Here is a 25948-nt window from a genome sequence, read left to right as displayed (position 1 = left end):
CGACGCACAGACACGCGCTGTTCTCTGGAGGCACCTGTTGTCGGAATGGCTTGTTCTCGCCCTCGCCATGCTGGGCGCGTGCGCCGTGGTGGTCGTCGTCACCCTCGTACGCCACCGCACGGCCGCCGAGGACGACGATCCCAGCGAGACCCCCGACGTCATCGAGTACATGACCATGTGGATCGGCGTCGTGTACGCCATCGTGCTGGGCCTGGCCATCGCCGGGGCGTGGGAGGCACGCAGCGCCGCCCAGGACCATGTTCAGGCGGAGGCCCAGGCGCTGCACGAGATCTCGGAGCGGGTCCGGGTCTATCCGCCGGACGTCCGCGACCGGATTCGGGCCGATGTCAACGCCTATGTCGGACACGTCGTCACCACCGAGTGGAAGGCGATGACCGACCACGGCCGGCTCACCCCGCGCGGCACCGAGCTGCTCGACCGCGTCCGCCACGACGTCACCGATTTCCAGCCGAAGTCGGACTTCCAGGCGCAGGCCTACCAGCCGCTGGTCGACCAGGTGACCACTGCCGACCAGGCACGCAACGCCCGGGCCGACTCGACCGGGGCGACGATGCCGGGCGTGGTGTGGTTCGGGCTGCTCACCGGGGCCGCGATCACCATCGGCATGGTCTTCGCCCTGCAGATCAGACGCACCACACGCGAGCTCGTCCTGGCCGGGCTGTTCTCCGCGACGATCGCCTTCATGCTGTTCCTCATCTGGGACTTCGACGCGCCCTACAGCCGGGGCATCGCGGCGACGGCCGAACCGTTCTTCGCGCTCTTCCCGCACGTCAAGGCATGACGACGGCCAGGGTTCGAGCCCTCACCCGTGCGGCCCACGGGCGTGACCCGTTCGCTCTACCCCGATCGCGCCCGTGGGCCGGCGTCCCTAGCGTTCGAATCAGCGAGGTGCGTTTCAGGCGCGAGCGGAGCAGGTCCGCAGCCGCTCCTCGGTGACCGGAGGGACAGACCATGGGCGCGATACGCGTTGCCTCGACCGCGCGGAGGTCGGCGGAGCCCGCCGTCTCCGACGGTCGTGGCGGCGGCAGCGCCTGGTTCGGCCTCAGCGCGGACGGTGCCTGCCCCCACCAACGCCCCTACAGGCCTTCGCCCCGGGATCCGTCGAGGACCGGGGCGAAGGCCTGTCACCGTGCGCTGCGCTCTCCGAAGGGGACCTTGCCAGGGAGAGGGGCCACCCGGTCAGATCCGCTTCTCGTGCCTGCGGCGCACCCAGAACACCCCACCGCCGATCACGGCCGCGGCCACCAGACCGCCGCCGATGGCCATGTCGGTCTTCGTCGCCCCGGACGAGATGCTGCCGCCGACGCCGCCACGGACGCCGCCGAGCACGCTGAAGGCCGCCGGGCGGGTCAGTGTGCGCCCGTTGCAGTTGACGTCGATGTCGAACTGGCCGGCCTGAGCGTCGTTGTTGACCGTCGCGATGCCCCGCGCGGTGTCGGTCGTGCCGGCGAGCGGCGACAGCGCGATGGCGCGGAAGGCACGCGAGGACGCGGTGCCGCCGCCGCGGCAGCCTTCCGCCGTGATGGTGAGCCGGCCGCCGGCGGCGATCGCGCTGGGCGCGGCGTTGATGTTCCTCGCGAAGTCACCCAGGTTGTTGTTGGCCGACCCGTTGTTGTTGGCCGACCCGTTGTTGTTGGCCGACCCGTTGTTGTTGCCGGCACCGGTGTTGTTCGCGGTGCCGCTGCTGTTCCCGGCCCCGTTGCTGTTCCCGGCCCCGTTGTTGTTCCCGCTGCCGTTTTCGTTGCCCGGCCGGATCTCGCTGTTGCTGCCAGGCCCGTTGTTGCTGCCGACGCCGTTGTTGTTCCCGGCCCCGTTGTTGTTCCCCGGACGGGATTCGTTGTTGTTCCCGGCCCCATTGCTGTTGCCGTACCCGTTGTTGTTGCCGGCCCCGTTGTTGTTCCCCGGCCGTTCGTTGTTGTTCCCGGCCCCGTTGTTGTTGCCATAGCCGTTGTTGTTGCCGTACCCGTTGTTGTTGCCGGGGCGGAGCCCGTTGTTGCCCTGATCGCCCCCGACGAGCACGCCACCGACGCCACCGACGCCGCCCACACCACCTACACCGGCTACGCCACCTACACCGCTCACGCCGCCTACGCCGCTCACACCGTTCAGATCGGTGCTGCTCGGACCGCCGCCGCTACCCACACCGTCCGCGACGGCCGCGGGGGCGGCGAGCCCGAGGGCGGCGGCCGTCAAGGCCGCGGCCGCCAGGGCACGTGTGTTCCTCATGTGATCCTCCGCGGGAGGCACCCCGGGACCCGTCCCCGGTCGATCGGCGAGAAAGCACCTCCAGGAAAGACCCTCGGACCCGGGGAACACGCCCGCATTTCGAGAATGGTCCGTCCTGGTGAGTGGACACGCCGAAGGAAAACCGCACAATCGGACAACATTGCAGGTCACGGACCGTCAGAAAATTTCCGGCCGATGGCAACTCGGATGGCGCACCAATGGGCGTCCGGGCCACCCGTTCGCCGTATGCCCCGTCGCCGGTCGCCCGTGCGGGACTTAGCGTTCTCGTATGCGCGAATGACGTGGCGACGGCTTCGTCGAGAGGGGATGGCGAATGTATGCGTCCGGGCTCTCCGAGCTCGTCGAAGTGGAGGAGCGGCAAAGGAAGCGCGCCCCTTGGGGCGTGATAGCGCTTGTTCTGCTGACCGGGCTCGCGCTCATTCGGAACGGCTCCGGGGAGTTCGACGTCGGGCCGCCCCAGCCCGCCCAGGCCGCGGCCGCGGCCGCGGACAGCCGGGTGCCCGGTACCACCGTCGCGGGCGCCTCGCAGGCCCTGTCGTTCGCCGCGGCCGACCGGGTCAGGATCCCCTCGATCCGGGTCGACGCACCCGTCATCCCCGTGGGCCTGGACTCGGACGGCTGGGTCGGCGCGCCACCGCCCGAGGACGCGAACCTGGCCGGCTGGTTCACCGGCGCCGTCTCTCCCGGCGAAAAGGGCACGGCGGTGATCGTCGGACACGTCGACAACAAGCAGGGCCCGGCCGTGTTCTACGGACTCGGGTCGCTGAAGAAGGGGAATCGCATCGAGGTCGGCCGCAAGGACGGGAAGACCGCCGTCTTCGAGATCTACGGCATCGAGGTCTTCGCGAAGAACAACTTCCCCGGCGACCGTGTCTACGGCTCCAAGGGCACGCCCGAGTTGCGCGTCATCACCTGCGGAGGCGGATTCTCCAAGCAGCACGGCTACGACGGGAACGTCGTCGTCTTCGCCCGCCTGGCCGAGGTCCGCTGAGCGTTCCCCCGGCGGGGCGGGCCGGCCCCCTCAGACGGTGCGGCGCCGCGGAACGGTGAAGTGGTAGCCGTCGTCGAGCAGATGGGGCAGGTACTTGCGCAGTGCCCGCACGGTCTGCGAGCGGTCGCCCCCGGCGTCGTGGGAGAGTACGACGACACCGGGGGCGGCGCCGTTCTCGACCCGGTCGATGATGGTGCTGGTGCCCGGAGTGGTCCAGTCGAGGCTGTCGACCGTCCAGGCCAGCGGCTCCATCCCCATCTCGGCGCCCAGCTGGAACGCCGCGCGGTTCCAGGCCCCGTAGGGCGCCCGGAACCACCAGGGCCGTTCCCCGTAGGCGTCCTCGATGACATCACTGGTGCGCACCATCTCGGAGCGGATCTCGGCGCGGTCGAGCTGGGTCAGCAGCGGATGCGTCCAGGTGTGATTGCCGACGATGTGCCCGGCGTCGGCCATCCGGGCCAGCAGCTCCTTGTTGTCCACAGCCATCTCCCCGCACACGAAGAACATCGCGCGGACGCCGTACTCGTCCAGGGTGTCCAGGATGTCGGGGGTGTAGCGGGGGTCGGGTCCGTCGTCGAAGGTCAGCACCATGAGCCGGCCGTGTACGGGCAGCTCCATGATGGGTTCGCTGCGCACCGCGACCCTGCCGGGCCGCCTGCGCGGCGGTGCGTCACCGGCGAGGGGCTGGAGCCGGTAGGCATTGGGCTTGAGCGCGGCGCGCGCCTGCGGGCCCCAGGCGGGCGCCGCCGACCGTACCGATTCGCCGCCCGTGCCGGACATGAGCAGTCCTGCCGTACCGGCGGCTCCCAGAGCGGCTGCACCGAGCAGCACCCGGCGCCGTGTGAGCAACTGATCCTTCTGCATGACTCATCAGTCGCCCGAAGAGGCTCCGGCGCACCACAGCGACACCGGTACGGCCGCGGGAAAGCACCCGCTCGGCCCAGTCCCGGCGGTCAGCGACGGCGCACAAGGGGGAACGGCAGCGTCTCACGGATGGTCAGTCCGGTGAGGAACATGACCAGTCGGTCGACACCGATGCCGAGTCCGCCGGTGGGCGGCATCGCGTATTCCAGGGCGTCGAGGAAGTCCTCGTCCAGCTCCATCGCCTCGGGGTCTCCCCCGGCGGCGAGCAGGGACTGGGCGGTGAGGCGGCGGCGCTGTTCCACGGGGTCGGTCAGTTCGGAGTAGGCGGTGCCGAGTTCGGTGCCGAAGGCGACCAGGTCCCAGCGCTCGGCGAGCCGCGGATCGGTGCGGTGCTGCCGGGTGAGCGGGGAGACCTCGGTCGGGAAGTCCTTGTAGAAGGTCGGCAGCTGGGTCCGCTCCTCGACGAGCCGCTCGTACATCTCCAGGACGATGTCACCGTGCCCGTCGTCCGCGGTGTACGGCACGCCCGCCCGGTCGCACAACCGGCGCAGGCGCTCCGGATCCGTGCCGGGACCGATCTCCTCCCCCAGCGCCTCGGAGATCGCGCCGTAGACCGTGCTGACCGTCCAGCGCCCGGAGATGTCGTACTCCTTGCCGTCCTTGTGGGCGACCGGGCGGCCGAAGGCGGCGGTGGCCGCGCCCTGGACGAGTTCGCGGGTGAGGTCGAGCATCACGTCGTAGTCGGCGTGGGCCTGGTAGGCCTCCAGCATCGTGAACTCGGGGTTGTGCTTGTGGGAGACGCCCTCGTTGCGAAAGGTGCGGCCCAACTCGAAGACCTTCTCCAGGCCGCCGACGCACAGCCGCTTCAGATACAGCTCGGGGGCGATCCGCAGATAGAGGTCGAGGTCGTAGGCGTTGATGTGGGTGGTGAAGGGACGGGCGTTGGCGCCGCCGTGGATCTGCTGGAGCATCGGGGTCTCGACCTCCAGGTAGCCACGGTCGAGGAGGCCCTGGCGCAGGGCCTGTACGGCGGTGGAGCGGACGCGGACGACGTCACGGGCGTCGGGGCTGGTGACCAGGTCGAGGTAGCGCATGCGCACCTTGGCCTCGGGGTCGGTGAGGCCGCGGCGCTTGTCGGGCAGGGGGCGCAGGCACTTGCCGGTCAGCTGCCAGGAGGTGACGAAGACGGTCGGCTCGCCCTTGGCGCTGCGGCCCGCGCGGCCGGTGGCGGTGATGTGGTCGCCGATGTCGGTGTCGGCGGTGAAGCGGTCGAGTGCGGGGCCGCAGTCGCTGCGGGTGAGGGCGAGCTGGTGGTCGCCCGACCAGTCGCGCAGGACGACGAAGACGATGCCGCCGAAGTCGCGGACCAGCATGATCCGGCCCGCGACGGTGACCTGTTGGCCCTCTCTCACCTCGGCCAGGGCGTGGGTGGGCCGCGGACCCCCCACGGGGTAGGGGTCGGTGCCGTCGGCCCGCAGCCGGTCGAGCCGGTGGTGGCGGACGCGGACCTGTTCGGGCAGGCCCGCGTCCGCGGCTGCGGGCCCGGTCTCGCCCCCTCCGTCGAGGCCGAGCTCCACCAGGGGCGGCAGACCCTCGGTGGTCGTGAGCCGCTGCCCGGCCTTCGAGTGCCCCTTTCCCCAGAGTTTGCGCAGCGAAGGTACGGCGACGAAGCCCTCGGCGATTCCGGAGGCGAGGCCGATGCGGGCGAGGGAGGCGGTGTCGGCGTAGCAGATGAAGCGCGGGTACCACTCGGGCAGGTACTTGGCGTTGGAGCGGTACAGGGCCTCCAGTTGCCACCACCGGGAGAAGAACAGCAGCAGGCGGCGCCACAGCCTCAGCACCGGTCCGGCGCCGATGCGGGCGCCCTCCTCGAACACCGAGCGGAACACCGCGAAGTTGAGGGAGATGCGGTGCACGCCCAGTTTGGGGACGGCCGCGCAGAGTTCGGCGACCATGAATTCCATGACGCCGTTCGGGGCGGTGCGGTCACGGCGCATCAGGTCGAGGGAGACGCCGTCGCCGCCCCAGGGCACGAAGGAGAGCAGGGCGAGGAGCCGGCCGTCGTCGCTGAGCGCCTCGACGAGGAGACAGTCGCCGTCGGCCGGGTCGCCGAGCCGGTCCAGTGCCATGGAGAAGCCGCGTTCGGTCTCGGTGTCGCGCCAGGCGTCGGCCTTGTCGACGACCTCCTCCATCTCCGCGTCGGTGAGCGCGGCGTGACGGCGGACGCGGCAGGTGGCGCCGGTGCGCCGGACCCGGTGCACGGCCTGCCGCGTGACGCGCATGTCGCGGCCGTCCAGGTCGAAGCCGGGCACGTGCACGATGGCCTCGTCACCGAGCTGGAGCGCGCCGAGTCCGGCGCGGACATAGGCCCTGGCGCCGTCCTCGGAGGCGCCCATCACCGCGGGGGCCCAGGCGTGACGACGGGCCAGATCGAGCCAGGTGGCGATGGCGTGCGGCCAGGCCTCCCGGTCGCCGACGGGGTCACCGCTGGCCAGGCAGACGCCGGCCTCGACGCGGTAGGTGACGGCGGCCTTGCCGCTGGGCGAGAAGACGGCGGCCTTGTCGCGGCGGGTGGCGAAGTAGCCGAGGGAGTCGTCCTCGCCGTACGCCTTGAGGAGGGCGCGGATGCGGGCCTCCTCGTCGCCGTGCAGGGCGGCCTCCAGGCGCTGTGAGCGGAAGAGGGTGGCCGCGGCGTTCAGCAGGGCGAGCGCGCCGAACAGGCCGAGCACGAAGGTGACGGCGCGGGGCGGGCGGCCGTCGAAGGACCGGTCGGAGACCAGACCGCCGCACACCCGGTCGGCCGCCCAGGCCAGGTGCTGGCCCTCGGGCAGGGTGCCGGGAAACAGCGCGACCAGGCCCCAGCCGACCAGGATCGCCACGGCGAGTCCGGCGACCAGGACGGCGAGCGCCCGCCATACGGCTCCGCGCCGGGAGGCGGCGTAGAACTCCCTGCGGGCCACGACCAGCAGGACCAGCGCGAGACCGCACACCACCAGGGACGGGACCGACTCGGCGTTATGGCCGAGCGCGAGGCCGAGGATGTCCGAGAGGACGATCAGGCCCAGATAGACCACGACCAGCCACCAGGCGACCTTCTTGCGCGCGCCGGTGGCGGCGGCCAGCAGGAACAGGAAGACGGCGTAGGCGAGGTTGGCGCTGACCGGGACGAGGAGCAGGTCGAGGATGTGGACGAGCGGGCGCAGCAGCACGCGCAGCGGGGCGATGAAGGCGAGCAGACCGCACAGGAGGCCGAGGGCGCCGAAGAAGGTCGCGAAGCCCTCGGGCACCCGGCTGAGGAAGCCGACCGCGGGCGGCCGTATCGGGCCCGCGGCGCCCTTCCCCGTGGCGGCCTCCGCGGTGGCACTCATGTTCCGACTGTAGGAAGGCGCCGTGCGGCTCGCTCGTCGAGCGGTCCCGTGCTCTCGCCGGAGCCGGGTGTTCCGATAGCCTCACGGCTGTGACGGAACAGCACGAACAGCACGCGCACCGGTTCGAGCGGGGCACGGACGGCCCGAAGGTCATCGTGGTCGGCGTGGACGGTTCGGACTCCTCGCTGCGCGCCGCGGCCTATGCCGGCGGGCTGGCCCGGCGGCAGCACGCGTTGCTCGCGGTCGTGTATGTACAGCCGTTGCTCACGGCGGGCGCGGCGATGGGTGCGCCGGTGGCGGAGACGACCGACGAGATCGCCGAGGATCTGATCGGGCAGATCCGGGAGGCGGCCGAGCGGGTCAAGGGGATATTCGAGGTGCGCTGGGAGTTCCACACGTTCCGCGGCGACCCGTACAACGGCCTGGTCAAGGCTGCGGACGAGCTCAAGGCGGACGCGGTGGTGGTGGGTGCCTCGGAACAGGCGGGCCACCGCATCATCGGCTCGGTGGCGATCCGGCTCGTGAAGGCGGGGCGCTGGCCGGTGACGGTGGTGCCGTAGCCCCTCGGGGTTCTTGCAGGAGCAGCGGCGGGGTCGCCAGCAGTAGGACACCGGCGAGGGCGAGGGCGGTGCGCGGCCCGGTGAGGCTCGCCAGCACGCCCCACAGGGCGGTCAGCGCGGCGGTGGTGGCCTTGCCGGTGATCGACCAGGCGGACAGGGTGCGGGCGATCCGGTCGTCCGGGGTGCACTGCAGGCGGTAGGTGGCGGAGACCGGGTTGAAGACGCCCGCGCAGGTGATCAGCCCGAGTTCCACAGCCATCACGAGCAGCAGTCCGGGCAGGCCGGGCCGGACGAAGGCCAGTCCGACGGTCCACAGGGCGCGCAGGGTGCCCGCGGTGCGCAGCACCCGCCGCTGCCCGTACCGGGCGGCGAGCGGGCGGGCCAGCCGGGAGCCGAGGAGACCGCCCAGGCAGGGCACGGCGAAGGCGAGGCCGTACTGCCAGGGGGCGAAGCCGAGCGGGCCGAGCATGAGGACGGCCAGCGGCGGCGCGGCGGCCATGATCAGGCCGTTGACCGCGAGCGTGTTGAGGAAGAGGGGCCGCAGGACCGGGCTGGAGAGGATGTGCCGCCAGCCGTCGAGCAGGTCGGCGGCCCGCAGGCGGGCGGCGCCGGTGCGCTCGGGGCGGTGTTCGCCACCGCCGACGGCCCGGATGCCCAGGGCCGACAGCAGAAAGCTGACCGCGTTGGCCACGACCGTCGCCACCGGTCCGAGCAGGCCGAACGCGGCGCCGCCGAGGGGTGGTCCGAGGACCGTGGCGGTCCAGGTCGTGGACTCGAACCGGGCGTTCGCGGTGAGCAGTCGGTCGGCCGGTACGAGCCCCTTCAGGAAGGCGCCGGAGGCCGCGTTGAAGGTGATGTCGGCGGCCGCGACGACGACGGACACGGCCAGGAGCTGGCCGAGGCCGAGGACGCCGAACGCGTAGGCGGCCGGGATGCTGAGCAGCGCGGCACAGCGGACCAGGTCCGTCCCGGCCATCACCGGCCGTTTGCGCCGGAACTCCACCCACGGCCCGAGCGGCACCGCGAGCACGGCGCCCACGGCGGGTCCGGTCGCGGCGAGCAGCGCCACCTGGGCCGACCCGGCGTGCAGCACGAGGACCGCGATCAGCGAGAACGCGTCGAAGGCGAGCCAGGTACCGAGCGCGCTCACCGAGTACGCCGCCCACAGCCACCCAAAGCGCCGTCCCACGCACAACCTCCCGTTGACCGGGCCCATGAAAGCGAGCCGACGGCGTCCGGATCAAACAACTCGATGCCGATGCGCCACAACCATCGGTTGTACGGTGAGGGATGTGGACCTCAAAGCCGTGCGCACCTTCGTCGCGGTGGCGGACTCGGGACAGTTCCAGGAGGCCGCAGCGGTGCTGGCGGTCACCCAGCAGGCCGTCTCCAAGCGCGTCGCCGCGCTGGAGCGGGAGCTCGGTGTGCGGCTGTTCGCCCGGACCCCGCGCGGGGCCGAGCTGACCATCGACGGACAGGCGTTCCTGCCGCACGCCCGCGAGCTGCTGCTGGCCGAGGAGCGGGCGGCCGCCTCCGTGCGGCCGGGCCGCCGGGTGCTGCGCGTCGACGTGATCGGTCAGCGGCTCGCGCCTGCGGCACTGCTGCGCGGCTTCCATCTCGCGCACCCCGGGATCGACCTCGACGTGGTGACCCTCTTCGACGCCGACGCGGCCGTCGCCGCCCTGCGCTCCGGCACGATCGACGCGACCTTCCGGGCCGTCACCATGCCGGGACGGCAGCTCCCCGAGGGCGTCGAAGCGGTCCGGGTCCTCGACGAGCCCCTCCAGCTCCTCACCGGACCGGGCCATGCGCTCGCCGCCGCCCGCTCGGTCACGCCCGCACAGCTCGCCGGGCACCGGATCTGGATGCCCGGGATCGTCCACGGCACCGAGTGGGCCGCCTATTACGAGGCCCTGGCCGCCGAGTTCGGGCTCGCCATCGACTCGATCGGGCCCAACTTCGGCATCGAGGCGCTCCTGGACGCGGTCGCCGACTCCTCGGCGCTGGCGACCTTCGTCGGGGAGCAGACCCGGCTCGTCTGGCCCGCGGGCCACGATCTGCGCCGCATCACCGTGCGCGATCCGACGCCGGTCTATCCGCATTCGCTGCTGTGGGAGTCCGCCAACGCCCACCCGGCGCTCGCCGCGCTCCGCTCGCATCTCGCCGCGGCCCGGCCCGCCCGCGCCGACGCCAGGACCTGGACTCCCCCGTGGGCCGAGGCCGTGCGTGGCGCCTTCCTCGAGGGACGCCCCTGAGCCATCATGATCCGCCGTCAGCCGTTTTCCGTCGGCGAAGAGGTGAGCCAGATGGCCAAGGTGCGCATGGGTGAAGGCATTCTCCGGCGCAAACCCATCGAACACATCGAGGAGACGGAGATCAGCGCCGGCCCGCGGCTCGACCGGACGCTCGGCCTGTGGCAGCTGACCGCGATCGGTATCGGCGGCATCATCGGCGCGGGCATCTTCACGCTCGCGGGCACGGTGGCCAACGGCGTCGCGGGACCCGCGGTGGTCATCTCGTTCCTCATCGCCGGTGTCGCGAGCGCGGCGGCCGCGCTGTCGTACGCCGAGTTCGCCGGGCTGATCCCGAAGGCGGGCTCGGCCTACACCTATGGGTACGCGGTGCTCGGCGAGTTCGCGGGCTGGTTCATCGGCTGGGACCTGCTGCTCGAGTACACGGCGATCGTGGCGGTGGTCGCGATCGGCATCTCCGGGTACTTCGGGTTCCTGGTCGAGGAGTTGGGCGCGAACCTGCCCGCGTGGATGCTGGGCGCGCCGGGGACCGGGCACGGGCACCGGGTGGACCTGTTCGCGGCGGTCCTGTGCCTGCTCATCGCCTGGCTGCTGAACCAGGGCATCCGCAGCGCGGCCCGCTTCGAGACGTTCGTGGTGGCGCTGAAGGTGCTGGTGGTGCTGGTGGTGATCGGCGTCGGTGTGTTCCACATCAACACGGCGAACTACCACCCGTTCTTCCCGTTCGGCATCAGCGGGGTGTTCACCGGTGCGGCGACCGTGTTCTTCGCGGTCTTCGGGTACGACGCCATGTCGACCGCGGCCGAGGAGTCGAAGGACGCCGCACGCCACATGCCGAAGGCGATCATCTACTCGCTCGCGATCTCGATGGTGCTGTACGTGGCGGCCTGTCTGGTGCTGACCGGCATGCAGAAGTACACGGAGATCGACCCGGAGAGCGGCTTCTCGTCGGCGTTCAAGTCGGTGGGCCTGGACGCGCTCGCGGACGTGATCGCGGTGGGCGCGATCATCGGCATCCTCACCGTGATGTTCACGTTCATGCTGGGTGTGACCCGGGTGTGGTTCTCCATGTCCCGGGACGGGCTGCTGCCCGCGTGGTTCGCGAAGACGCACCCGACGCGGCATGTGCCGACGCGCGTCACCTGGATCGTCGGGTTCGCGTCGGCCGCCCTCGCCGGGTTCGTGCCGATCGGCGAGGCGGCCGAACTCACCAACATCGGCATCCTGCTGGCGTTCGTGGTGGTGTGCACGGCGGTGATCGTGCTGCGCTACCGGCAGCCGGAGCTGCCGCGCGCCTTCCGGACGCCGTGGATGCCGTTCGTGCCGGCGCTGGGTGTCGTCTTCTCGATCTGGCTGATCACGTTCCTGAAGTGGCAGACGTGGGTGCGGTTCGCCGTGTGGTTCGTGGTCGGGTGCGTGATCTACTTCGGCTACTCGTACAAGCGGTCGAAGCTCGCCGAACGCTGACCGCTGCGGAGGGCCGCGTCACTGACCCATGATCAGGCCGTCCTTGGCGGCACCCCGGCTGAGGACGACATCGCGGATCCGGTCGCGTACCCCGGTCAGTTCGGCGCCCTGCGCGATGGCCGCGTTGAGGTCGATGACGCGGCCGGCGTCGAGGTCGTAGAGCTGCGGGATGAACTCGGCCTTGGTCACCTCCCAGCGGCCGCCGGGCCGGGCGGGCGGGGCGAAGGTGAAGCGGCCGATGGTGGACTGGTTGCCGTGCAGGTCCAGGACTCCCTGGCCGTTGCGCAGATCGCCGACGACCTGGTCGCCCATGCCGTAGACCACCCAGGTGCCGTTGATCTTCTCGTAGGCCTGCGGGAGGCGGGTGTGGCTGCCGAGGATCAGGTCGATGTCGGGGCGGCCGCCGGTGTTCGAGGCGGTGAGCCGCTTTGCCAGGGTGAGCTGCTGGTCGTCGGGGCCCTCCCGCCATTCGGTGCCCCAGTTCAGGGAGACGACCACCACGTCGGCGCCCGCCTGCCGCGCGGCCCGGGCGTCGGCGACGATACGACGCTCGTCGATCAGGTTGACGGCCCAGGGCTGGTTCGGCGGGAGCGCGAGACCATTGGTGTCGTACGTGTACGACAGGTCGGCGACCTTGGCCTGGCCCGCGGGCATGATCGTGGCGGTGCGTGCCTCGCCCTCGGTGCGTGCCGTTCCGGCGTGCCGTAGGCCCGCCCGGTCCAGGGCGTCGAGGGTGCGGCCGATGCCCGCGGCTCCGTCGTCCAGCGCGTGGTCGGAGGCGGTGGAGCAGCCGTCGTAGCCGGTGGCCACGAGGGCGAGGGCGACTTCCGGCGGGTAGGTGAAGGCCGGGTAGCCGGTGCGGTCACTGCCCGCGCCGTAGACCGACTCCATGTGACACAGCGCCAGATCGGCGCCGGCGACAACCGGTTGGACTCCGGACAGCATCGGGCGGAAGTCGTAGCCCTGGCCGCCGGCGTCGAAGCGGGCCCGTTCCATGACCGGGGCGTGCGGCAGGATGTCGCCGGAGGCGACGAGGGTGAAGCCGCGGGTGGCGGCCGGTGCCGGACGGCCGGGCGGTTCGGCGGCCTGCCGCTCCTGGGCCTGGCAGGCGGCGGCCGCCGCGAGGAGCGCGGTCAGCGCCAGGGCCACCTGTCGTCTGCGTGCGATCATCAACTCACCCCAGAGTCGTCTTATGAGCGGACGGTCATATTGATAGACAAATGGGTACGAATCTGGATGCCGTCGCAAACGGCTTCGGCCGTCTCATTAACCCGTCCGGTGTCCGGGACCATGCCTGACGGACCGTTCGTCGCACCGTTCGTCGACGCGATCGACCGTCCGTCGCAGATCCCGGTGCGCACCCTGTCCCGACGGCGCGCCCTGCGATGCCATACGGCCATGACGGCCGGAACCACCCTTCCCCTTGGGACGACGACCGCCGAGCACGAGCTCGCCGCGCTGCAGCGCGAGCACGGCCGACCGCTGTTCGCACTGCTGCTGCGGCTGTGCGACGGCGACCGGCAGCGCGCCGAGGATCTCGTGCAGGAGACCTTCGTACGCGCCTGGCAGCATCCCGAGGCACTGCGCGCCGACGACTTCGACTCCGTACGGCCCTGGCTGCTGACCGTGGGACGGCGGCTCGCCATCGACGCACGGCGGGCCCGGCAGGCGCGCCCGCCCGAGGTCGGCGACGCGATCCTGGAGAACGCGCGGGTGATCGCCGACCACGCCGAACGGTCGGCCGCGACCCTGGACGTGCGCGAGGCTGTGAAGACACTCACTCCCGAGCACCGTGAAGTCCTGGTGCTGGTGTATTTCCAAGGGGCGAGTGTGGCGGAGGCCGCGCAGGCCCTCGGAATTCCGCCCGGTACGGTGAAGTCTCGCGCGTACTACGCGCTGCGCGCCCTGCGCCGGGTGCTTCCGGGCTACGCGGCCGACCTGCACTGAAACCAGGGTCGGCGTAAAGCCTTAGCAAAGCGCCTTGCTGAGGACCACGTTTGAGCAATCAGCTGTCTTCATCCGTGTTCCGGATGGGGCCTTGCCCCAGGCCCGGGTTCGGGCGACGCGCACGCACCGGAGGAAGGCAGGAAGGGATGCTGCACAGAGGTCAAGAGAGCACGGACGGCACCGGCGGCGGTGAACTGACCGTCCCCATGGCGTGGTTGTACGCGGAGTACATCGCCGACGAGCTGCTGCGCACCGGCGACCTGATGCCGCCGACGTCCTTCGAGTTCCGGGCCGGCCGGGACGCGCTGGCGCTGACCATCTTCCTGTCCGACACCGACGGCGAGCTCTCCGGCATCCGGGTCGTCACCCAGCTGGAGACCTGGCTTTCGCTGACGGCGTACGACCAGCCGTGGCAGGACTGGGTGGCCGAGCGGATGGCCCAGCTGGCCGCCGCGGCCGCCGAGTCCGGCACTCCGTCGCCCGACCTGGACCTCGCGGCCGAGGCCTGGCGCTGGCTGGAGGAGACCGAGCTCCTCGCCCCCGACCTGGACGCGGTGCCGGGCGGCGGTGCGGTGGTCGGCGAGGAGGACGGACCGAAGGTCTGGACACCCGCCTGGCAGCTCGGACTGCCCCTCGGACATCTCGCGATCCATCTTTTTTGATTCAGGACCAATCCGCGGGCCCGGCCGCTCCGAACTCCTTGATTACGATTCTGCGTGTGCCTTGAGTGATTCGGCTGTCCGATGCGTACGGGTGGGAGCAAGGAGTAACCCCACCCACACCCTTCGGCACGAGGATTCGGCATGAGGTCCCTGGAAAGGCATCGCGACGTCGGCGCGTACGCGCTCGGCGTGCTGGACGAGGCGGAGGCCTTCCGCTTCGAGGACCACCTCATGGAGTGCCCTCGCTGCGCGGCACACGTGACCGAATTCGGGCCGACGACACGGCAGTTGATGCTGTACCGGCGGGCCACGCCGCGCTTCGTGCACCCCATGACCCAGCCCGGCCCCCGGCTGCTGGACCGCCTGCTCGGCGAGGTGGCCGTACGACACCGGGCGCGCCGTCGGCGCTTTCTGTACGGCCTGGCCGCCTCGGTGGTGATCGCCATGGCCGGTCCCGGGATCGTCGCCTACGCCGGCCATGAGAGCCAGGCCGTGCGGATCACGGCGGCGACCGATGCGAAGTCGGGCGTGTGGGCACAGGTCAGGACCGCGGACGCCGACTTCGGCAGCCAGCTGGAGCTGAAGGTGAAGGACGCGGCGGGACCGCACTCCTGCCGCCTCGTCGCCGTCGGCCGCGACGGCTCGGAGGAGATCGTGGCCAGCTGGCGCGAGAGCGGCGACGGCGACCGGATGAACACCATGCGCGGCGGCTCCGCGATGCATCCCGAAGAGATCGCCCGGTACGAGGTGCGCAGCGCGACCGGGGAGCGTCTGGTGACGCTCGAGCCCCGGTAGCGGGCCCGCGGGGACTTGACCAAAGATTCACATTAGGTGAGCCTTACCTCAGTCTTGCCGTGAGTCCCCTAGGAGCCACCCGTGTCCGCGCTGCCCTCCGAGTCGTCCGTGTCCCCTCAGGCGGCGCCCGCACAGCGGCTCGGACTGTACGACGCCTGGTGGACGGTCGCGGCCGCCGCGGTCGCCGTTTGTCTCGGGCTCTCGGCCTGCGCATGGATCTCGCTGCACCTGCGGGTGGACGCCGCCTTGCACACGGTCGCCCTCTTCGTGCATCTGGCGTCGCTGGTGCTCGGCTTCGGGGCCGTCCTGTCGGCGGACTACTCCGCGCTGCTCTGGCTGACCGGCCGGTGCACCCTGCGCGAGGCCCTGGGCAGCACACACCGGCTCCACGTCCCGATCTGGACCGGCCTCGCCGGTCTCGTCGTCAGCGGTGCGATGCTCCAGCCGGACCTCACCTCCACCGTCACCCGGGTCAAGCTGGGCCTGGTGCTCGCGCTCACCCTCAACGGGCTGCAGGCCGGACTGCTCACCAGACGCATGGCCCGGCAGCGGGACGGGGCTCCGCTCGCCCCGCGCGTGCTCGCCCGGGGAGCCACGACCGCACTCGTGTCCCAGGTCTGCTGGTGGGGTGCCGTGGTCATAGGGTTCCGCAACAGCCAGGGCTGAGTCGGCCTCACTTCAGCAGCCGGGACAGCCTGCGGTCCGCCAGCGGCTTGCCGCCCGTCTGACAGGTCGGGCAGTACTGGAGCGAGGAGTCGCTGAAGGAGACCTCACGGATGGTGTCGCCGCAGACCGGGCAGGGCTCGCCGGTGCGGCCGTGGACGCGCAGACCGCTCTTCTTCTCGGACTTGAGCCGGCCGGCGGCCATCCCCCGGGAACGCTCGACCGCCTCGCCGAGCGTGCTGCGCAGCGCCTCGTGGAGTCTTCGGGTCTCCTCCGGGGTCAGGGACGCGGCGAGCTTGAACGGGGACATCTTCGCCGCGTGCAGGATCTCGTCGCTGTAGGCGTTGCCGACTCCCGCGATCAGGCTCTGGTCGCGCAGGGCACCCTTGAGCTGCCGCCGCTCGTCCTTCAGCAGGGCGGCGAGGCGGGCCTCGTCGAAGTCGTCGGCGAGCGGGTCGGGACCGAGGCGGGCCACGCCCGGCACCTCCTGCGGGTCCCGTACGACGTACACCGCGAGGCGCTTTTGCGTGCCGGCCTCGGTGAGGTCGAAGCCCGCACCGGTCTCCAGGGCGACCCGCAGGGCCAGGGGGCCCTTTCCGGGGCGCGGCGGGCCGTCGGGCAGCCGGTCCTTCCACTGCAGCCAGCCCGCGCGGGCCAGGTGCGTCACGAAGTGCAGGCCCTTGTCCCCCTCGACGTCGAGGAACTTGCCGTACCGGCGCACGGCGGTGACCTCGCTGCCCTCGAACGCGCCGACCGGAGGGTCGTACGTCTTCAGCACGCTGATCGCGACCGGCAGCACCCGGACGACCTCGTGGCCGACCAGCTGCTCGGTCAGGAAGTCCTTGAGCGCTTCCACCTCGGGGAGTTCCGGCATGGGTCCAGGGTGCCATCCGGGGCCGCCCCGGTCAGCCGCGCTCCGGCACCAGGAACTCGCACCACACGCACTTGCCGCCGCCCCGCGCCTCCACACCCCACACGTCCGTGAGCATGTCGACCAGCAGCAGCCCACGCCCGGAAACCCCCGACTCCCCCGCCTCCCGGCGTCGCGGCAGAGCGCTGGAGGAGTCCTCGACCTCCACACGCAGCCGACGGTCGCTGCCGCTGAGGACCCTGAGGGTGACGACCGCGAAGCCCTCGGTGTGCATCAGTGCATTGGTGATCAGCTCGTCGGCGACCAGCTCGATCTCGTCGGCGCGGTCGCCCGCGCCCCAGGCGCGGACCGCGGCGCGGATCATGTGCCGGGCCAGTGTCAGCGCCTCGGGGTCGCCGGGGGCCACGTGCTGCTGGAGCCGGGCGGGGGTCCGCACGCTGTCCAGGACCCGGCGGCGCAGCAGGAGCAGGGCGACGTCGTCGTCGCCGCCGCGCGCCTCGGCCACCTGGATGAGCCGGTTGGCAAGGCTGCGCACGTCGTCCGGGCCCGTGGCGATCAGCGAGGTGAGGGTCTGCATGCCGTCGTCCAGGTCGGCGCCGGGCTGCTCGACGAGTCCGTCGGTGCACAGCAGCAGGGTCTGGCCGGGGTCGAGTTCGAGGGTGGAGACCGGGTACTCCAGCCGGCCGAACTCGGCGGACAGACCGAGCGGCAGCCCGCCCTCCACGCAGACCCGGTGGCAGCTGCCGTCGGCCCGCCGCACCAGTGGGTCGATATGACCGGCGCGGACCACCTGGACCACACCGGTGGACAGGTCGGCCTCCGCGTACAGGCAGGTGGCGAAGCGGTCGGTGTCGAGTTCGTGCAGGAAGACGGAGGCACGGGCCATCACGGTGGCCGGGGTGTGGCCCTCGGCGGCGTAGGCACGCAGCACGATGCGCAGCTGGCCCATGACGGCCGCCGCGTGCGTGTCATGGCCCTGGACGTCGCCGATGACGGCCCCGACCCGGCCGCCCGGCAGCGGGATGAGGTCGTACCAGTCGCCGCCGATGTCCCGGCCGAGGGAACCCCCGGCGGAGGCGGAACGGTAGCGGACGGCGACATCGGCGCCGGGCACGCTCGGGATGGTGCGCGGCAGCATCGCCTGCTGCAGGCCCTGGGCGAGGTCCTTCTCCTGCTCGTAGAGCATGGCCCGCTGCAGGCTCTGCGCGATGCTGCTGCCGAGCGCGACGATGACGGTGCGCTCCTCGTCGGGGAAGCCCTGCCGGTCGTTGTAGAGCAGGCCCATGGCACCGATCGGGCGGGCCTGGGCGATGAGCGGCAGATAGGCGGCCGAGGTGATGTTCAGGTCCGTGATGTGCGGCCACAGGATCGGATACCCCTCGGCGAACTCCTCCCGGGACTCGATGAAGCGCGGGCTGAGGGTCCGTACGACCTCGCTCATCGGGTAGGGCTCGTCGATGCGGGTGACCCGGGTGCCGGGGACGAAGCTGCCCTCCGGGCCCTCGGCCACCAGCCGGATCCGCCCGGCCTCCACCAGGCCCATGACCAGACTGGTCGCGCCCAGGTGCCGTACGCCATGGGTGTCCTTGAGGACGTCGATGACGTCCTGCACGCTCCGGGCGTGCGACAGGGCCGCCGTGATCACCTGCACGACGTTGGTCTGTCTGCGGACCGCCTCGTCCTGGGCCGCACGCAGGCTGCGCGCCTCGCTGTCCTGCAGTTCCTGTGTGGCATCCCGGACGATGCCGATGACCCGGCGCGGCCGGCCCGTCTCGTCCCGCCGGATGTAGCCCTGGGTGTGGGTCCAGCGCAGCGTGCCGTCGCGGCAGCGGATGCGGAAGTAGGCGCCGTAGTTCTCGCTGCCGTCCTTGATGGCCCGGGCGACCACGGCGTCGAGCCGGCTGCCCTCCGGCTGGGGCACCCGGAGCGACAGGCTCTCCGGGCGTCCGTCGTACTCCTCGGGGAGGATGTCGAACACCTCGTGGGCCTGGGCGTCCATGTGGAAGAGGCCGTTGTCCAGGTCCCAGTCGAACGAGCCCATGCGGTTGAGCGCAAGAATCGGATCCGGGTGGGCGGGCCAGTCGTCCGGGACTGACAGGGCGGTCGCCCCCTGATCAGCCATGGGGCCACCTTGCCAGGATTCGTCAGATTCTTCGACCGGGATCGAGGACACGGTGGGGCTCAGCCGCCGAAGACGCCGGTGGGGCTGTCGAAGATGCTGTCGGTGACCGTCGTGCCGTCATCGGGGGCGAGTCCGCCGCCGTCGGGCCGGTCGGGGACGTCCGGGACGGTCGCGGGGCCGATCTCGCCGGCGGTGTCCGGGGAGGCGGCGGACCCGGTGGAGTCCGGGGAGGACTCGGAGATGCCGGGGGTGGGCCTGCCGCTGACGGGAGCCTGCTGGGTGCCGGGGACGGTCGTGGCCGGCGTCGTCGCGGCACAGCCCGGCGCCTGCGGCCGGGCCGGGGCGACGGCGCCGCCGACGTCCGCGGCGACCGGCGCCGTCGCGCCGCCGGAGTCCGGGCGGCGGGTGGGCGTCGGGGTGACGCAGCCGACCGGGGCGGCGGAGGGGGCGACCGGCGCCCTGCCGCTCTCGCCGGGGGACGCACTGGGGCGGTTCTCGTGCGGCTTCTGCTCCTGGGTGCGCGGCGGCTGTGCCGCGCTCACGGGCGGGTGCACAACGTGGTCGTGCTGGACGTCATGGCCTATCGGGCGTTCGATCCACGCATGTGACCCTAGGTCGATGATCGTGATGTTGGTGATGGCGTGCGGTGCCGGAGTCACCTCGATCACCTCGCCGGGCCGGTAGCCCGACCAGGCCTGCCCGCCGGTGCCGGAGCCGCCGTGGGCCGCCGCGGGCGGCTTCAGCGGGTTACCGCAGGCGCAGCGCACTCGCGGCACCCCGCGGTCGTCGACCAGCACGGCGGTGCCGGCCTGCAGGACGGACTGGAATCCGGCCGCCTGCCCGTCCCGGTACCCGTGGTTGGTGACCCGGGTGTCGGCGCGCAGCACGACCGGCGTCAGACCACGCAGATATCCGGGCACCGCCGTCCGGGTGATGCCCTCGACCCGGGCGAAGGCGCTTCCCCTGGCCGGGTCGGCGGCCAGATACCCGATCTGCCGCCCGACGTCGCAACTGCCGACCCGGGCGGTGCCGCCGTACAGGCCGGGCGTGCCGCCGGAGACGGACCGCACCCCGCCCACGGGCACGGCGTTCCCGATGGGGCGGGCCGACTGCGCCGTCCGGGTGACCGCGGAGTCCGGGCCGGTCGCCGTGGAACCGGTGAAGGGGTCGGGACCCTCGGCCGCGACCGGCAGAAGGAAGACCTCGCCGCTCGGACCGGCGTCCCTGCCGCCGTCGCGGGCGCATCCGGCGACGAGGAGCGCCGCCGAGAGCAGACAGGCCATGACGGTGGTTCCGGTGGGTATCCGCACCACGTTCTCCCACATCATCTGGGGCAATTCGTTCACTATTGTCTGCTTCACTCGTCCGGGTCACGCAAGTGGAGCGATGCGGTACACAGAGTGACGAGCACAAGGAGCGCGCCGTGCTGGCGGCGCCACAATGGAGGGAGGAGCGCACGGCCGTGGACTGGTTCACCGCACCCGAGTACTGGTGGAGCCGACTGATCTTCCAGCGGGCTCTGGCCGGCGTGTATCTCGTCGCGTTCCTGACCGCGGCCCTGCAGTTCCGCGCGCTGCTGGGCGAGCGGGGCATGTTGCCGATCCCGCACTTTCTGCGCCGGGTGCGGTTCCGGTACGCGCCGAGCCTCTTCCACCTCCACTACTCGGACCGCATGTTCGCGGCCTGCTGCTGGGCGGGCTGTGCCGTGTCGGCGACACTGCTCGCGGGCCTGGACTCACAACTCCCCCTGTGGGCCGGGATGGTGCTGTGGCTGGTGCCCTGGGCGCTGTATCTGTCGGTCGTCAACGTCGGCCAGACCTGGTACGCGTTCGGCTGGGAGTCACTGCTCCTGGAGGTCGGCTTCCTCGGCGCCTTCGTGGGCAACGACGAGGTGGCGCCGCCGGTCGTGGTGCTGTTCCTGCTGCGCTGGATCCTGTTCCGCGTCGAGTTCGGCGCCGGTCTGATCAAGATGCGCGGTGACGCCTGCTGGCGGAAGCTGACCTGCCTCTACTACCACCACGAGACCCAGCCGATGCCGGGCCCGCTGAGCTGGTTCTTCCACCATCTGCCGCAGCCGCTGCACCGCGTCGAGGTGGCCGCCAACCACTTCACCCAACTCGTGGTGCCGGTGCTGCTGTTCACCCCGCAGCCGATCGCGACGGCCGCGGCGTCCCTGATGATCGTCACCCAGTTGTGGCTGGTCCTGTCCGGCAACTTCTCCTGGCTGAACTGGATCACCATCGTGCTGGCCCTGTCGGCGCTCCGGATCCCCGCCGCCGCGCCGTCCGTGCCCCCGGCGCCGCTCTGGTACGAGATCGTGGTCCTGGCTGTCGCCGTGCTCATCGTCTGGCTGAGCTACCACCCGGTGATGAACATGATCTCCCGCCGCCAGGTCATGAACCGCTCCTTCGACCCGCTGCATCTGGTGAACACCTACGGCGCGTTCGGCAGCATCAGCCGGGTCCGCTACGAGGTGGTGGTGGAGGGCACGCTCGACGACGTACTGCACGAGGAGGCGCGGTGGCGGGAGTACGAGTTCAAGGGCAAGCCGGGCGATCCACGGCGCTGGCCGCGCCAGTTCGCGCCGTACCACCTGCGGCTGGACTGGCTGATGTGGTTCGCCGCGCTCTCCCCCGCGTACGCCGGGTCCTGGTTCGGCGGCCTGGTGGAGCGGCTGCTGGAGAACGACCGGGACACGCTGAAGCTGCTGCGCAGTTCCCCGTTCCCGCCCGACGAGCCCCCTCGCTACATCCGCGCCCGTCTCTTCCGCTACCGCTACACGACCTGGCGGGAGCTGCGGGAGACGGGCGCGTGCTGGGAGCGGACGTATGTGCGCGAGTATCTGCCGCCGACGCGGCTCGCCGAGGCCGTTCAGAGGCGGTAGACACGGGCGGCGGTGCCCGAGAGGACGGCGGCACGTTCCGGCTCGCTGAGCTCCGCGGTCAACTCCCCCGCGACGGTGAGCACTTCGCCGTAGCCGGCGGCCAGTGTGCACACCGGCCAGTCCGAGCCGAACATCAGGCGGTGCGGGCCGAAGGCCTCCAGGGCCACGTCCGTGTAAGGGCGCAGGTCGCCGGCCGCCCAGGAGGCGTGGTCGGCCTCGGTGACCAGTCCGGAGAGCTTGGCCACCGTGTTGGGGAGTGCGGCCAGGGTCCGGACGGCCGTCGCCCAGGGCTCGAGTTCCCCCACGGCGATCGGGGGTTTGCCCAGGTGGTCGAGGACGAAGGTGAGCCCGGGCAGCGATGCGGCCGCCTTGGCGCAGGCGGGGAGCTGGTGGGGCAGGACGACGAGGTCGTACACCAGGCCCGCGTCCGCCACGGCGGCGAGCCCTCGGCGTACGTCCGGGCGCAGCAGCCACTGCGGGTCCGGCTCGCCCTGGACCTGGTGGCGGATGCCCTTCAGGTACCGGCCGCCCGGGAGTTCACGCAGCCGGGTCAGTTCGTCGGCGACGTCGGGGCGGGTCAGGTCGGTCCAGCCGACGACCGCGCCGACGAGGTCGTGCTCCCCGGCGAGGGCGAGGAGCTCGGGGGTCTCCTCGGGCACGGTGATCGTCTGGACGAGGACCGTGCGGTCCACTCCGGCCGCCCGCGTCTGCGGGGTCAGGTCGGCGAGGGTGAAGTTCCGGCGCAGCGGCCGGAGTTCGGGGCCGGTGATCCAGTCCTGGTCGCGCACCGAGAGGTCCCAGACGTGGTGGTGGGCGTCGACGGTCACGGCAGCTCCCACACGACGGGCAGGCCGGCGACCGCGCCGTCGGCGGAGTAGTCGTGCACGACGTCGAGGAGTTCGACCATCCGCGCCTGCCAGGCGACGTTCACCGGCAGCTTCTCCAGTTCGGCGAGGAGGCGGGCGTAGTCCTCGCACTCCAGGAGGTGGAAGAGGTCGATGCCTCCCCCAAGTTCTCGGCTGCGCTCGAACAGGGGGTACCCCGATCGCCAGATCGTCCAGGACGTGGCACCGGCGGCGCGGATGGCGTCCGTGAGCTCCGCCGGGACCTCGCGGTGGGCGGCTTCGTAGTCGGCGACGCGGTCCGCGCGGACCTTGGTGTGCAGGGCAACTCTCATGACGGCTCCTCGCTGGGCAGAAGGCCCGTCTCCCGCAGCTCCCGCCAGCAGGCGTCGGGGACGGTGGCCTCGAACTGGTCGGCGCAGTCGTGGACTTCGGCCGCGGAGCGGGCCCCGACCAGGACGCTCGCGACCGCCGGATGCGCGGCGCAGAAGGCGAGGGCCACTGCGCGCAGGGTGGTGCCGTGACGCTCGGCGACCGACTTGAGGCGCAGGGCGCGGTCCAGCAACTCCCGCGGAGCCACCCCGTAGTCGTACGTCGCTCCCGGCCGCGGATCCGCCAGCAGGCCGGAGTTGAAGGCGCCGCCGATGACGACCGACGTGCCCCGTTCACCCGCGGCCGGCAGCAGGTCGGTGAGCGCGCTGTGGTCGAGGAGGGTGTAGCGGCCGGCGCACAGCACCACGTCGACGTCCGTCTCGCGGACGAAGCGGGTGAGCATCGCGGTCTGGTTCATACCCGCGCCGATGGCGCCGACCACGCCCTCGTCCCGGAGCTTCTCCAGGGCCGGGTAGCCCTCGCGGAAGGCCTTCTCGGCGTGGTCGTCGGGGTCGTGCAGATAGACGACGTCCACCCGGTCGAGGCCGAGGCGTTCCAGACTGGCCTCGAGGGTGCGGCGGATGCCGTCGGCGCTGAAGTCCCACACCCGGCGGCATCTGGCGGGCACGGCGAAGCCGTTGGCCAGGTCGTCGCCGGGGAGGTCCGCGGGCTCCAGGCGGCGGCCGACCTTCGTGGAGACGGTGTACTGCGCGCGGGGGAAGTTCCGCAGGGCCGCGCCGAGCCGTCGTTCGGACAGGCCGAGCCCGTAATGCGGGGCGGTGTCGAAGTAGCGGATGCCGCGCTGCCAGGCGGCGGCCACCGCCTCGTAGGCCTGCTCGTCCCCGACCTCGGTGTACAGGTTGCCGATCCCGGCGGCGCCGAAGGCCGGCGTGCTGACCTCGACGCCGCTGCGGCCGAGGGCGCTCATCGGCCCGCCGGGCGCAGCCTGAGGCCCTGCATGCCGCCGTCGACGGCCAGGGCGGTACCGGTGGTGGCGCCGGACAGCGGGCTCGCCAGATAGGCGATGGCGCCCGCGACCTCGTCCGCGGAGACGAGGCGTCCGGTGGGCTGCCGGGCCTCGAGTGCGGCACGCTCGGCTGCCGGGTCGGGTGCCGCGTCCAGCAGACGGCCGATCCACGGGGTGTCCGCGGTGCCGGGGTTGACGCAGTTGACGCGGATGCCCTCGCGGACGTGGTCGGCGGCCATGGCCAGGGTCAGGGAGTACACGGCGCCCTTGGTGGCGCTGTAGAGCGCCCGTTGCGGCAGTCCGGCGGTGGCGGCGACGGAGCAGGTGTTGACGATCGCCGCGTGCCGCGACCGGCGCAGGTGCGGAAGGGCGGCACGGGCGGTGCGGACCATCCCGAGGACGTTGACGTCGAAGACCCGGCGCCATTCCGCGTCGTCGTTGTCCTCGACGGTGCCCTGGGCGCCGATGCCCGCGTTGTTGACGAGTATGTCCAGCCCGCCGAGCTCCTCGGCCGCCCGCCCGACGGCCTCGCGCACCGAGGCGTCGTCGGTGACATCGCCCCGGTAGCCGAGCAGTGGCTTGGCCACCGACGACGGGTCGGCGTCCAGGACGGCGACCCGGGCGCCGCGTGCGGCCAGGAGTGCGGAGGTGGCCCGGCCGATCCCGGAGGCACCGCCGGTCACCAGTGCGCTCAGTCCCTCGAAGTCGCTCACGCCGCCCGTCCCTTCTGTGTGTCGGGGTCGGCGGCCCAGAAGGTGCCGCCGGGGAAGGTGTACCGCGCGATGGACTCGGGCCGCATGGCGGCCGAGAAACCCGGCGTGGTGGGTGCCGTGTAGTGACCCTGGCGGATCACCACCGGGGCGAGGAAGTGCTCGTGCAGATGGTCGACGTACTCGATGACCCGGTCGTCCGTGGTGCCGGAGACCGCGAGGTAGTCGAACATCGACAGGTGCTGGACGAGTTCGCACAGTCCGACGCCGCCCGCGTGCGGGCAGACGGGGACGCCGAACTTGGCCGCGAGCAGCAGGATGGCGAGGTTCTCGTTGACGCCGCCGACCCGGGCCGCGTCGATCTGGACCACGTCGAGAGCACCCGCCTGGAGCATCTGCTTGAAGACGATCCGGTTCTGGACGTGCTCGCCGGTGGCCACCTTCACGGGGGCGACGGCTTCGCGGATCGCCGCGTGTCCGAGGACGTCGTCGGGGCTGGTGGGCTCCTCGATCCAGTACGGGTCGAACTCGGCGAGGGCCTTGGTCCAGCGGATCGCCTCGTCGACGTTCCAGCGCTGGTTGGCGTCGATCGCCAGGCGGATGCCGGGTCCGACGACCGAGCGGGCGACGCGGCAGCGGCGTACGTCGTCGTCGAGGTCGGCGCCCACCTTCAGCTTGATCTGCCGGAAGCCGTCGGCGACGGCCTGGGCGGCCAGCCGGGTGAGCTTGTCGTCGTCGTAACCGAGCCATCCCGCGGAGGTGGTGTAGGCGGGGAAGCCGCGCTCCAGCAGCCGGGCCCGGCGCTGGGCGGCCCCGTCCCGGCCGCGGCGCAGCAGGTCCAGCGCCTCCTCGGGGGTGAGCGCGTCGGTGATGTACCGGAAGTCCATCTGCCGCACGAGCCACTCGGGTTCGGCGTCGGCGAGCAGCTGCCACAGCGGCTTGCCGGCGCGTTTGGCGGCGAGGTCCCAGACCGCGTTCACCAGGGCCCCGATCGCCATGTGCATCACGCCCTTCTCGGGGCCGAGCCAGCGCAGCTGGCTGTCCCCGATCAGGTCCCGGAAGAGCGACCCGGGGTCGTCGCACATCCTGTCCACGGAGCGGCCGAGCACATGGCCCCGCAGTGCGTCGATCGCGGCGACCTGGACGTCGTTGCCCCGCCCGATGGTGAACGTGAATCCGTGCCCCTCGTGTCCGTCGGGCGCGTCGGTGCGCAGCACGACGTACGCCGCCGAGTAGTCGGGGTCGGGGTTCATCGCGTCGGAGCCGTCCAGCCCGCGCGAGGTGGGGAAGCGGATGTCGTAGGTGTCGACCGCGGTGACGCGGGCGGGGGTCGGGGACACGGA

General features: G+C 71.7%; 23 protein-coding genes. 10 read left to right on the top strand and 13 right to left on the bottom strand.

Annotated elements, in window-relative coordinates; translation table 11 throughout:
• Positions 1-37 precede the first annotated feature (37 nt).
• Positions 38-802 carry a bestrophin-like domain gene (locus Q8A52_RS11260; protein ID WP_316750650.1) on the top strand — a complete coding sequence of 255 codons (765 nt, stop codon included), beginning with the start codon at positions 38-40 and terminating at the stop codon, positions 800-802.
• Between the two features lie 398 nt (positions 803-1200).
• Here the strand turns inward: Q8A52_RS11260 and Q8A52_RS11255 are convergent, their stop codons facing one another.
• Complete coding sequence (locus Q8A52_RS11255) at positions 1201-1611, bottom strand: hypothetical protein (protein WP_408649192.1); 411 nt, start codon at positions 1609-1611, stop codon at positions 1201-1203.
• Between the two features lie 970 nt (positions 1612-2581).
• On the opposite strand from Q8A52_RS11255, the gene Q8A52_RS11250 reads away from it, so the two are divergent.
• Positions 2582-3259: a class F sortase gene (locus Q8A52_RS11250; protein ID WP_316750648.1), complete on the top strand. Its 678-nt coding sequence runs from the start codon at positions 2582-2584 to the stop codon at positions 3257-3259.
• A 30-nt stretch (positions 3260-3289) separates the two neighbouring features.
• Here the strand turns inward: Q8A52_RS11250 and Q8A52_RS11245 are convergent, their stop codons facing one another.
• A complete protein-coding gene (locus Q8A52_RS11245; RefSeq protein ID WP_316750646.1) occupies positions 3290-4123 on the bottom strand; it encodes a polysaccharide deacetylase family protein in 834 nt (277 codons plus the stop codon).
• Positions 4124-4212: 89 nt separating this feature from the next.
• Positions 4213-7491: a bifunctional lysylphosphatidylglycerol synthetase/lysine--tRNA ligase LysX gene (gene lysX, locus Q8A52_RS11240; RefSeq protein ID WP_316750644.1), complete on the bottom strand. Its 3279-nt coding sequence runs from the start codon at positions 7489-7491 to the stop codon at positions 4213-4215.
• An 89-nt stretch (positions 7492-7580) separates the two neighbouring features.
• On the opposite strand from lysX, the gene Q8A52_RS11235 reads away from it, so the two are divergent.
• Positions 7581-8051 (top strand): universal stress protein, encoded by a 471-nt coding sequence (locus Q8A52_RS11235; protein WP_316750642.1) that lies wholly within the window; start codon positions 7581-7583, stop codon positions 8049-8051.
• Here the strand turns inward: Q8A52_RS11235 and Q8A52_RS11230 are convergent.
• Positions 7987-9267, bottom strand: a complete 1281-nt coding sequence (locus Q8A52_RS11230; RefSeq protein ID WP_316750640.1) for an MFS transporter — start codon at positions 9265-9267, stop codon at positions 7987-7989. The two genes, Q8A52_RS11235 and Q8A52_RS11230, sit on opposite strands and share 65 nt — an antisense overlap.
• 76 nt (positions 9268-9343) lie before the next feature.
• On the opposite strand from Q8A52_RS11230, the gene Q8A52_RS11225 reads away from it, so the two are divergent.
• Together Q8A52_RS11225 and Q8A52_RS11220 are read left to right on the top strand one after the other, a co-directional pair.
• Entirely contained in the window at positions 9344-10306 is a 963-nt protein-coding gene (locus Q8A52_RS11225) for a LysR family transcriptional regulator (RefSeq protein ID WP_316750638.1), read from the top strand.
• Between the two features lie 51 nt (positions 10307-10357).
• Positions 10358-11770 carry an amino acid permease gene (locus Q8A52_RS11220; RefSeq protein WP_316750636.1) on the top strand — a complete coding sequence of 471 codons (1413 nt, stop codon included), beginning with the start codon at positions 10358-10360 and terminating at the stop codon, positions 11768-11770.
• 18 nt (positions 11771-11788) lie between these two features.
• Here Q8A52_RS11220 and Q8A52_RS11215 read toward each other — a convergent pair whose 3' ends face one another.
• The gene (locus Q8A52_RS11215) at positions 11789-12940 is read right to left on the bottom strand and encodes a CapA family protein (protein ID WP_316750633.1); all 1152 of its coding nucleotides are present in this window, start codon (positions 12938-12940) and stop codon (positions 11789-11791) included.
• 228 nt (positions 12941-13168) lie between these two features.
• On the opposite strand from Q8A52_RS11215, the gene Q8A52_RS11210 reads away from it, so the two are divergent.
• The 4 genes from Q8A52_RS11210 to Q8A52_RS11195 all read left to right on the top strand — a co-directional run bounded on the left by Q8A52_RS11210 (position 13169) and on the right by Q8A52_RS11195 (position 15840).
• A complete protein-coding gene (locus Q8A52_RS11210; protein ID WP_316751026.1) occupies positions 13169-13717 on the top strand; it encodes a sigma-70 family RNA polymerase sigma factor in 549 nt (182 codons plus the stop codon).
• A 146-nt stretch (positions 13718-13863) separates the two neighbouring features.
• The gene (locus tag Q8A52_RS11205; RefSeq protein ID WP_316750631.1) at positions 13864-14379 is read left to right on the top strand and encodes a hypothetical protein; all 516 of its coding nucleotides are present in this window, start codon (positions 13864-13866) and stop codon (positions 14377-14379) included.
• A gap of 141 nt (positions 14380-14520) precedes the next feature.
• Complete coding sequence (locus Q8A52_RS11200) at positions 14521-15174, top strand: zf-HC2 domain-containing protein (protein ID WP_316750629.1); 654 nt, start codon at positions 14521-14523, stop codon at positions 15172-15174.
• An 81-nt stretch (positions 15175-15255) separates the two neighbouring features.
• On the top strand, positions 15256-15840 hold the full coding sequence (locus Q8A52_RS11195) for a hypothetical protein (protein ID WP_316750627.1): 585 nt from the start codon (positions 15256-15258) through the stop codon (positions 15838-15840).
• A gap of 7 nt (positions 15841-15847) precedes the next feature.
• Here the strand turns inward: Q8A52_RS11195 and Q8A52_RS11190 are convergent, their stop codons facing one another.
• The 3 genes from Q8A52_RS11190 to Q8A52_RS11180 are packed head-to-tail and all read right to left on the bottom strand — an operon-like array spanning position 15848 to position 20176.
• Positions 15848-16711: an Fpg/Nei family DNA glycosylase gene (locus tag Q8A52_RS11190; protein WP_316750626.1), complete on the bottom strand. Its 864-nt coding sequence runs from the start codon at positions 16709-16711 to the stop codon at positions 15848-15850.
• Between the two features lie 31 nt (positions 16712-16742).
• Positions 16743-18830, bottom strand: coding sequence for a SpoIIE family protein phosphatase (locus Q8A52_RS11185; RefSeq protein ID WP_316750623.1), 2088 nt, complete (start codon positions 18828-18830; stop codon positions 16743-16745).
• A gap of 59 nt (positions 18831-18889) precedes the next feature.
• Complete coding sequence (locus Q8A52_RS11180) at positions 18890-20176, bottom strand: DUF6777 domain-containing protein (protein ID WP_316750622.1); 1287 nt, start codon at positions 20174-20176, stop codon at positions 18890-18892.
• A 116-nt stretch (positions 20177-20292) separates the two neighbouring features.
• Here Q8A52_RS11180 and Q8A52_RS11175 point away from each other — a divergent pair, with 116 nt between their 5' ends.
• Positions 20293-21714 (top strand): lipase maturation factor family protein, encoded by a 1422-nt coding sequence (locus Q8A52_RS11175; protein WP_316751024.1) that lies wholly within the window; start codon positions 20293-20295, stop codon positions 21712-21714.
• Here the strand turns inward: Q8A52_RS11175 and Q8A52_RS11170 are convergent.
• Genes Q8A52_RS11170 through Q8A52_RS11150 form a run of 5 tightly spaced genes read right to left on the bottom strand, consistent with a single transcriptional unit; the run spans position 21702 to position 25945 of the window.
• Entirely contained in the window at positions 21702-22541 is an 840-nt protein-coding gene (locus Q8A52_RS11170) for an amidohydrolase family protein (RefSeq protein ID WP_316750620.1), read from the bottom strand. The two genes, Q8A52_RS11175 and Q8A52_RS11170, sit on opposite strands and share 13 nt — an antisense overlap.
• Complete coding sequence (locus Q8A52_RS11165; protein ID WP_316750618.1) at positions 22538-22891, bottom strand: L-rhamnose mutarotase; 354 nt, start codon at positions 22889-22891, stop codon at positions 22538-22540. The genes Q8A52_RS11170 and Q8A52_RS11165 overlap by 4 nt, the downstream gene beginning before the upstream one ends.
• Positions 22888-23856 carry an aldo/keto reductase gene (locus Q8A52_RS11160; protein WP_316750616.1) on the bottom strand — a complete coding sequence of 323 codons (969 nt, stop codon included), beginning with the start codon at positions 23854-23856 and terminating at the stop codon, positions 22888-22890. The genes Q8A52_RS11165 and Q8A52_RS11160 overlap by 4 nt, the downstream gene beginning before the upstream one ends.
• Complete coding sequence (locus Q8A52_RS11155) at positions 23853-24608, bottom strand: SDR family NAD(P)-dependent oxidoreductase (protein WP_316750614.1); 756 nt, start codon at positions 24606-24608, stop codon at positions 23853-23855. The genes Q8A52_RS11160 and Q8A52_RS11155 overlap by 4 nt, the downstream gene beginning before the upstream one ends.
• The gene (locus tag Q8A52_RS11150; RefSeq protein WP_316750612.1) at positions 24605-25945 is read right to left on the bottom strand and encodes an L-fuconate dehydratase; all 1341 of its coding nucleotides are present in this window, start codon (positions 25943-25945) and stop codon (positions 24605-24607) included. The genes Q8A52_RS11155 and Q8A52_RS11150 overlap by 4 nt, the downstream gene beginning before the upstream one ends.
• Between the last annotated feature and the right edge of the window lie 3 nt (positions 25946-25948).

This window comes from Streptomyces herbicida, assembly GCF_032656585.1.
Taxonomy (GTDB): domain Bacteria; phylum Actinomycetota; class Actinomycetes; order Streptomycetales; family Streptomycetaceae; genus Streptomyces; species Streptomyces herbicida.
The sequence above is the reverse complement of the archived record's forward strand: the minus strand, read 5'-3'. Positions and strand labels throughout refer to the sequence as shown.

What these genes read in the sequence shown, in the direction of transcription:
- Q8A52_RS11200 (WP_316750629.1), top strand. Translation starts at nt 14,521, where the DNA reads ATGAGGTCCCTGGAAAGGCATCGCGACGTCGGCGCGTACGCGCTCGGC.
- Q8A52_RS11230 (WP_316750640.1), bottom strand. Translation starts at nt 9,267, where the DNA reads ATGGGCCCGGTCAACGGGAGGTTGTGCGTGGGACGGCGCTTTGGGTGG.
- Q8A52_RS11215 (WP_316750633.1), bottom strand. Translation starts at nt 12,940, where the DNA reads ATGATCGCACGCAGACGACAGGTGGCCCTGGCGCTGACCGCGCTCCTC.
- Q8A52_RS11205 (WP_316750631.1), top strand. Translation starts at nt 13,864, where the DNA reads ATGCTGCACAGAGGTCAAGAGAGCACGGACGGCACCGGCGGCGGTGAA.
- Q8A52_RS11245 (WP_316750646.1), bottom strand. Translation starts at nt 4,123, where the DNA reads ATGCAGAAGGATCAGTTGCTCACACGGCGCCGGGTGCTGCTCGGTGCA.
- Q8A52_RS11210 (WP_316751026.1), top strand. Translation starts at nt 13,169, where the DNA reads ATGACGGCCGGAACCACCCTTCCCCTTGGGACGACGACCGCCGAGCAC.
- Q8A52_RS11220 (WP_316750636.1), top strand. Translation starts at nt 10,358, where the DNA reads ATGGCCAAGGTGCGCATGGGTGAAGGCATTCTCCGGCGCAAACCCATC.
- Q8A52_RS11160 (WP_316750616.1), bottom strand. Translation starts at nt 23,856, where the DNA reads ATGAGCGCCCTCGGCCGCAGCGGCGTCGAGGTCAGCACGCCGGCCTTC.
- Q8A52_RS11185 (WP_316750623.1), bottom strand. Translation starts at nt 18,830, where the DNA reads ATGGCTGATCAGGGGGCGACCGCCCTGTCAGTCCCGGACGACTGGCCC.
- Q8A52_RS11190 (WP_316750626.1), bottom strand. Translation starts at nt 16,711, where the DNA reads ATGCCGGAACTCCCCGAGGTGGAAGCGCTCAAGGACTTCCTGACCGAG.
- Q8A52_RS11165 (WP_316750618.1), bottom strand. Translation starts at nt 22,891, where the DNA reads ATGAGAGTTGCCCTGCACACCAAGGTCCGCGCGGACCGCGTCGCCGAC.
- Q8A52_RS11250 (WP_316750648.1), top strand. Translation starts at nt 2,582, where the DNA reads ATGTATGCGTCCGGGCTCTCCGAGCTCGTCGAAGTGGAGGAGCGGCAA.
- lysX (WP_316750644.1), bottom strand. Translation starts at nt 7,491, where the DNA reads ATGAGTGCCACCGCGGAGGCCGCCACGGGGAAGGGCGCCGCGGGCCCG.